General features: G+C 73.0%; 5 protein-coding genes. 3 read left to right on the plus strand and 2 right to left on the minus strand.

The genetic code is table 11. The annotated features are described in order from the left end of the window. The 3 genes from KBX39_RS17205 to KBX39_RS17215 form a co-directional block, all read left to right on the plus strand. On the plus strand, positions 1 to 797 hold a 797-nt coding region (locus KBX39_RS17205), incomplete at its 5' end, for a lytic murein transglycosylase (protein ID WP_247660304.1). 67 nt (positions 798 to 864) lie between these two features. Further along, positions 865 to 1,881: a GNAT family N-acetyltransferase gene (locus tag KBX39_RS17210; RefSeq protein WP_043328100.1), complete on the plus strand. Its 1,017-nt coding sequence runs from the start codon at positions 865 to 867 to the stop codon at positions 1,879 to 1,881. 91 nt (positions 1,882 to 1,972) lie between these two features. Next, the gene (locus tag KBX39_RS17215; RefSeq protein ID WP_210871510.1) at positions 1,973 to 5,245 is read left to right on the plus strand and encodes a lamin tail domain-containing protein; all 3,273 of its coding nucleotides are present in this window, start codon (positions 1,973 to 1,975) and stop codon (positions 5,243 to 5,245) included. A gap of 32 nt (positions 5,246 to 5,277) precedes the next feature. Here KBX39_RS17215 and KBX39_RS17220 read toward each other — a convergent pair whose 3' ends face one another. Continuing rightward, positions 5,278 to 5,847: a helix-turn-helix transcriptional regulator gene (locus KBX39_RS17220; protein ID WP_312247449.1), complete on the minus strand. Its 570-nt coding sequence runs from the start codon at positions 5,845 to 5,847 to the stop codon at positions 5,278 to 5,280. A 666-nt stretch (positions 5,848 to 6,513) separates the two neighbouring features. Then, a complete protein-coding gene (hemB, locus tag KBX39_RS17225) occupies positions 6,514 to 7,497 on the minus strand; it encodes a porphobilinogen synthase (RefSeq protein WP_187692939.1) in 984 nt (327 codons plus the stop codon). Positions 7,498 to 7,632: the final 135 nt, after the last annotated feature.

Raw genomic sequence — 7,632 nt, forward strand, 5'->3', positions numbered from 1 at the left:
CCCTGGTCGGCGCCGCCACCACGGCCGGCGCGGTGATCGTGCCGGCCGCCGTCGGCAGGCCGGCGTCGGTCGACGAGGCCCTGCCGGAGCCGACCGTGGCGCGGACCGCCGCGCCCGCCGCGACGCCCCTGTTCCCGGACCCGTCCGGGCTGTCCGGCACCGCCGCGCCGACCGGAACGCCGCTGCCCGGCGGCGTGACTGTCGCACCGCCCACCGGTCGTCCCGCCGACGCCCTCGCCGACTGGGCGAGGCGGGTCAGCGCGGTCACCGCCATCCCGGTGGTGGCGCTCCAGGCGTACGCCTACGCCGAGCTGGTGCTCGCCCAGACCAACCGTGCCTGCCAGCTGAGCTGGACCACGCTCGCCGCCATCGGGCACGTCGAGTCCGAGCACGGCTCGGCCAACGGCGCCACGCTCGGGCCCGACGGCCGGGCCCTGCCGGAGATCAAGGGGCAGCCGCTCGACGGGCAGGGCGGCCGGTCCCGGATCCTCGACACCGACCAGGGGCAGCTCGACGGCGACCGCGTCTACGACCGGGCGCTCGGGCCGATGCAGTTCATCCCGACCACCTGGCAGGAGATCGGCGCCGACGCGGACAACGACGGCGTGAAGAACCCCCACGACATCGACGACGCGGCGCTGGCCGCCGGCCAGTATCTGTGCAAGGGCGGCCGGAACATGACCATCCCGGGTGACTGGTGGGGGGCCATCCTCTCGTACAACGATGTGCGCCGGTACGCCCAGGCGGTCTTCGACAAGGCCGACGAGTACGGCAGGCTCAGCCGCAACGTGAGGTGACCGCTCGCGTACATTCGCGGACTGAACCCTTCCCCCCGGCAGCCGTTGACGGCAAGCTAGACGGGTGATGGTGCGCGAGTGGAACCCTCGGACCGCCTCGTCCGCCGAGATCGCGTCCCTGCTGGACACGCTGAACGCGGTCCTGGCGGCCGACCTGCCGCAGGACCCGCCCTGGCAGGAGAGCTCCATGCGGGAGTACCTGTCCGAGGTGATGCCCGGCGAGCGGCGGATCTCCTGGGTGGCGCAGGAGGACGACGCTCCGGACGGCACGCCCGGAGCGATCGTCGGGCATGTGCACGTGCTGCTGCTGGGCGGCATCGGCGTACTGGAGGTGCTGGTGCATCCGGCGGTCCGGCGCACCGGGCTCGGCCGTGAGCTGGTCCGGGTGGCCGCCCGCCGGGTGTGGGACGAGGGCTTCCAGTCGATCGGCGTGGAGGTGGTCGGCGACACCCCGGCCGTGGCGTTCTACGAGTCGCTGGGCTTCACCCGCGACTATGTGGAGACCCGCAGCGTGCTCGACCTGCGCACGGTGGACTGGCCGGCGCTGACCGAGATGGCCGCCGAGGTGGGCGCGGGCTATCACGTGGAGTTCTGGCCCGGCGGGCCGCCGGACGAGCTGCTCGAGGCGTACGCGCGGGCCAAGGCCGAGGTGCGCGACTCCGACGACGTGGAACTGCGGCCCAGCTCCTACGACCCGGACCGGCTGCGGGACAGTCTCGCCACGTTGCACCGGCGCGGCATGAAGCCGTACATCGTGCTGGCGTTGCACGAGCGGACCGGGGACGTGGCCGGGCTGACCGAGGTGGTGGTGCCGGCGCAGCACCCGACCCGGGCCGACCAGTACGACACGATCGTCGTCCACGACCACCGTGGTTACGGCATCGACCGGGCCATCAAGGCGCGGATGCTGCTGGAGCTGCGCTCGGCCGAGCCCCAGCTGGTCGAGGTGCAGACCTGGAACGCGCAGGACAACGAGTCGATGCTGAAGGTCAACGCCGAGCTGGGTTACCGCCCCGACCGCGACTGGTGCGAGTACGGGGTGGACGTCGCCGAACTGGTGCACCGGCTGGACAGTCACCGCTGACCGTTCACCGGACGGCCACCGAAGGGCTGGACGGTGGACCCACGAGACCCTTAACGTTCGTTAGTTCCTGTCCACCCACCGTGGAGGCCCCATGCGCCCGCGCCGCACCCTCGCCGCGCTCGCGACCACCGCCGCCGTCACCCTCACGGCGATCGCTGTCGCACCCCCCGCGGCCAGCGCCGCGCCCACCGACCTGCTCATTTCCGAGTACGTCGAGGGGTCGTCCAACAACAAGGCCGTCGAGCTGTACAACGGCACCGGCGCCCCGATCGACCTGGCTGCCGCGGGCTACCAGCTCCAGCTCTACTTCAACGGCGCCAGCACGTCGACGAACATCGCGCTGACCGGCACCGTCGCCGCCGGGGACGTGTTCGTCTTCGCCGCCGCGTCGGCCGCGCCCGCGATCCTCGCCCAGGCCGACCAGACGTACGGCGGGTCGCTGTTCAACGGCGACGACGCGATCGTGCTGCGCAAGGGTGACACGGTGGTCGACTCCCTCGGCCAGGTCGGCGTCGACCCGGGCACCGAGTGGGGCAGCGGGCTCACCAGCACCGCCGACAACACGTTGCGCCGGCTGCCCTCGGTGACCGCCGGCGACACCGATCCGGCGGACCCGTTCGACCCGGCCGCGCAGTGGGCCGGCTTCGCCACCGACACGTTCGACGGGCTGGGCAGCCACACCATCGGCGGAGGCGGCCCGGTCGACCAGCCGCCGACGCTGGCCTGCGGCGGCGCGCTGACGCTGTCGGCGGGCGCCACCGCGACCCGCGAGGTGACCGCGACCGACGCCGACGACACGATCACCGACCTCGCGGTCACCGCCGTCGTGCCGGCTCCGGCGAGCGGCTCGATCAGCCGTACCGCGTTCACCCCGGCGGCCGCGGACGGCGGCACGGCCACCGCCACGCTGACCGCCACCGGCCTGCCGGCCGGCAGCTACGCGGTCACGGTGACCGCCACCGACGACGACGGCGACACCGCCACCTGCACGCTCTCCGTGCAGGCCACCAGCGTGCTGTCGATCGGCGAGGTGCAGGGCCGCACCGGCGACGACGAGGACGGCCGCGCCGACCGGTCGCCGCTCGCCCCGGCCCGCGGCAACGGCACCAGCGCCCAGGTGTACGTCGGGCGCGGCGTCCTCACCGGCATGTCGCTGACCCGCAGCTCGGCCGGGGCCGACCAGTGGGGCTTCTACCTGCAGAGCCGGCTCGGCACCGAGGACGGCGACCCGCTCACCTCCGACGGGCTGTTCGTCTTCATGGGCTCGTTCACCACGCTGATCGGCGGGTACGCCCCCACCGTCGGCGACGAGGTAGTGCTGCGCGGCCGGGTCTCCGAGTACTTCAACCAGACCCAGCTCTCCGGCGCCTCGCTGGTCCGCAAGCTCGACTCCGGCCTCGACGTGGACACCGCGGTCCGGGTCGACGACGCGGTCCCGCCGGCCGAGGCGGCCGCCGCCGACCTGTTCTGGGAGCGGCACGAGGGCGAGCGGATGCGGGTACGCGCCGGCAGCGGCGTATCCGCGCCCCGGCACATCTACTCCTCCACCGCCGACTCCGAGATCTACGTGCTGGACCGGGAGGACCCGGTCATGAAGCGGTCCGACCCGTACGCCCGCCGGGTGTTCCGGGACGCGCACCCGCTCGACGACATCCCCGGCACGCTCTTCGACAACGGCAACAACCAGCGCATCCTGCTGGGAGCGGGCGGCGTGAAGGCGGCCGCCGGTGACTCCCGCGCGCTGCTGCCCGAGGCGCGCACGTTCGACACGCTGACCGAGGACGCCTACGGCTCCGTGTCGTACGCGTTCAGCAAGTACAGCGTGCAGCCCGAGCAGCTCACCCTGACCGGTGGCGCGGACCCGGCCGCGAACCACCCGCCGCAGCCGGCCGACCGCGGCAGCGAGGTCGCGATCGCCACCTACAACGTGGAGAACCTGTACGACTACCGGGACGACCCGTTCGACGGCTGCGACTTCGCCGGCAACACCGGATGTACGGGGGTCAGCCCGCCGTTCGACTACGTGCCGGCGAGCCAGGAGGCGTACGCCGCCAAGCTGGCCGCGCAGGCCCGGCAGATCGTCAACTCGCTGCACAGCCCGGACCTGATCCTGGTGCAGGAGGCCGAGGACCAGGACATCTGCTCGGTGGTCGACGGCGCCCTGGCGTGCGGTGACACGAACAACGCCGACGGCGCGCCGGACACCGTGCAGGAGCTGGCGCTGGCCATCGCGGCCAACGGCGGCCCCGCCTACGCCGCCGCGTACGACCGCACCGGCGCGGACGCCCGCGGCATCGCCTCGGCGTTCCTCTACCGCACCGACCGGCTCACGCTGGCCGAGGCGACCGCCGCGGACCCGCTGCTGGGCTCCGCGCCGACCGTCCAGTACCGCTCGGCGGCGCTCGCGTCCAACACGGACGTGCAGAACCCGAAGGCGTTCAACGCGGTGCTGCCCGCCGACGTGGACCGCTCTACCGGCGTGGACGGCAGCAACGTCTACACCCGCGCGGCCCAGCTGGCCCGGTTCACCGTCAAGGCCGCGCCCGGCTCGACCGAGCGGTTCACGCTCTGGGCGGTCGCCAACCACTTCTCGTCCGGGCCGGACAGCCGGGTCGGGCAGCGTCGCGAGCAGGCCGCGTACGGCGCCGCGATCGTCGCGGCGGTCGAGGCGAGCGACCCGAACGCCCGCGTGGTCTACGGCGGCGACCTGAACGTGTTCCCCCGCCCGGACGACCCGATCGCCACCGCACAGAACCCGACCCCGTCGGACCAGCTCGCCCCGCTGTACGAGGCCGGGCTGCACAACCTCTGGGACGACCTGGTGGCGGACGCGCCCGCGTCGGCGTACTCGTACACCTTCAGCGGCCAGGCGCAGACGCTGGACAACCTGTTCGTGAACGACCCGATGCACGACGACCTGGTGCAGGTACGGACGGCGCACATCAACGCCGACTATCCGACCGACGCGCCGGAGCTGGGTGACCGGGGCGCCAGCGACCACGACCCGCAGGTGGCCCGGTTCCGGTCGCGCGCCTCGCTGCGGGTGGCCGACACCTCGGTGGCAGAGGGCGACAAGGGCACCCGCGCGATGACGTTCACCGTCACCGTGTCCCGCCCGCTCTCCGAGCCGGCGTTGATCTGCGCGACCACCTACGGCACGACCGCCCAGGCGGGGTCGGACTACGACCCGTACGTGGGTTGCAAGCTGCTCCCCGCGGGCCAGACCTCGCTGGCGTTCCCGGTCACCGTGCGCGGCGACCGCAAGCGCGAGGCGGACGAGAAGCTCACGCTGTACGTGGCGGGTGTGCCGGGCCTGCGGCTGGCCGACCCGTCCGGCGTCGGGACGATCCTGAACGACGACTGACAGGTGTTCCGGGCGGCGGCCCGTCGATTCGCTCATGGGCGGATCGGCGGGCCGCCGCGGTATCCGCACCGCTGCGGATCGGGCGGGGGCGGCACGTTCCGGTACTTGGCCACCCGCACCTCCCACTGGCTGCGGAGGCGCAGCGCGTCCCGGACCGCCCGGTCGCGGTAGAAGGTCTCCGGCGGGCGGGCCAGCCCGTACCGGTCGGCCCACCACTCCCCCGGCTCCGGGTCGGTGACGACGTCGAGGTGGGACGGGTACCGCCGCTCCGCGCCGTCACGCAGGTCGGCCCGGTCACGCATCGGCTTGAGCACCGTGCCGGCCTCGTCGACGACCACGAGCCGGAAGCCGGCCGTGCCCACGATGCGCGACAGCATGGCCAGGCTCGGCGTCAGGCTGCCCGCCTCGATCCGCCCGACCGTGCTCGGATGCACCCGGGCGAACCGGGCCAGCTCACGCTGGCTGGCGTCGGCCCGGCGACGCACCGCCCGGATGATCCCCGACGCCGGGAACGGGACGTCGAACGGCTCGGTGAGCAGCGCCGGCCCGCCGCCCTCCGCAAGCCCGCCCTCCACCGCCGGCCCGCCGTCAGCCGCTGTCACGGGGGTCGCTGGGGTCGCTGCCGGTACTGGGGTCGCCCAACTCCCGGGAGTCGCTGAGGGCACCGCCGTCGCGCAGGTCACGTAGGCAGCGGCCGTCCCGGAGATTGCGCATGGTGCTTCCGGCGCGGCGCAGGCACCTGTGCCGGTGGCCGCCTCCGGCCCGGTGTCGGCAATGTCTGTCACGCCGCCCACGGTCCCGCCTGCCGCATCGGCCCGGCAACCCCGCTCCGCACCCCTGTGGAAAACCTGGAATCCGCCGCCCGACCAGACCTCGCCGTGCGTCAACCGCCCCACTCAAGGCACACGGAGCGTGACATCACTGTGCGTTAGCCAGTACTGCCAAAGCGAACGCCGCACACTCAAGACAAATAACAATCAATCCGGACACAACGCTCGGAATAGCCGAGCCAAGGAAGACCACCTCAGTCGCCTTTGCTCTGCAGCCTTCGAAGCACTGCTTACGCTTCGTGACAGTTGCGCCCGTGGCTGCAGAGCAAAGTCGGCTGAGGGGCATAGCGCCTGCCGCCCTGAAAACTACTGTGAGCTACCGCGTCTGGCTGTGGACAACTTGAGGCAACGCACCGCCCGCGGATCTCACCGACGCGCCACGACACGCGCGCCGGCGCGAGCCCGCCCCAGGTCCGACGCCGGGCGGCCGGGTGGGGGTCAGTAGCGCTCGCGCAGCAGCTGGGCCGCCTCGACCGCCCAGTAGGTGAGGATGATCTGCGCGCCGGCCCGGCGGATCGAGGTGAGCGTCTCCAGCATCACCCGCTCCCGGTCGATCCAGCCGTTCGCGGCGGCCGCCTCGACCATCGCGTACTCGCCGGAGACCTGGTAGGCGGCGACCGGGACGTCCACCGCGGCCCGGACCGCCGACACCACGTCGAGGTAGGGCAGCGCGGGCTTCACCATCACCATGTCGGCGCCCTCGGCCACGTCCAGCTCGACTTCGCGCAGCGACTCGCGCAGGTTCGCCGGGTCCTGCTGGTAGGTACGCCGGTCGCCCTCCAGCGCCGACTCCACCGCGTCGCGGAACGGGCCGTAGAAGGCGGAGGCGTACTTCACCGCGTACGCGAGCACCGAGACGTCCTGGTGCCCGGCGGCGTCGAGCGCCTTGCGGACCACGCCGACCTGGCCGTCCATCATCCCGGACGGGCCGACCACGTGGACCCCGGCGGCGGCCTGGGCCACCGCCATGTCGGCGTACGCGGCGAGCGTGGCGTCGTTGTCGACCCCGCCGTCCGCGGTGAGCAGGCCGCAGTGCCCGTGCGAGGTGAACTCGTCCAGGCAGAGGTCGCTCATCACCACAGTCGCGTCACCGACCTCGGCGACCACGTCCCGGATCGCCACGTTCAGGATGCCCGCCGGGTCGACACCGCCGGAGCCGGTCTCGTCGCGCGTCGCCGGCACCCCGAACAGCATGATCCCGCCGACCCCGGCCTGGACCGCTTCGACGGCGGCCTTGCGCAGCGAGTCCCGGGAGTGCTGGAGCACTCCCGGGAGCGACGCGATCGCCCTCGGCTCGGTCAGCCCCTCCTTGACGAACATCGGCACGACCAGCTCGGCCGGGTCGACGCGGGTCTCGGAGACCAGCCGCCGCACGGCCGCGTTGCGACGCAGCCGGCGGGGCCGGATCTCGGGGTACGGCATGAGGGAGCCTCCTGTCAGCGGAACCTCAGGGCGGTCGGGCCCTGCACCTTGGAGCCCCGGCGCTGCTTCGCCGGCATGGCGGCGAGCTTCTCCCGCAGTTCGACGGCGTAGGCGGCGAGCGCCTCCACCAGGTCG

It is taken from the genome of Micromonospora sp. D75, assembly GCF_018070405.1.
Lineage (GTDB): Bacteria > Actinomycetota > Actinomycetes > Mycobacteriales > Micromonosporaceae > Micromonospora > Micromonospora chalcea.

What these genes read in the sequence shown, in the direction of transcription:
- KBX39_RS17210 (WP_043328100.1), top strand. Translation starts at nt 865, where the DNA reads ATGGTGCGCGAGTGGAACCCTCGGACCGCCTCGTCCGCCGAGATCGCG.
- KBX39_RS17215 (WP_210871510.1), top strand. Translation starts at nt 1,973, where the DNA reads ATGCGCCCGCGCCGCACCCTCGCCGCGCTCGCGACCACCGCCGCCGTC.
- hemB (WP_187692939.1), bottom strand. Translation starts at nt 7,497, where the DNA reads ATGCCGTACCCCGAGATCCGGCCCCGCCGGCTGCGTCGCAACGCGGCC.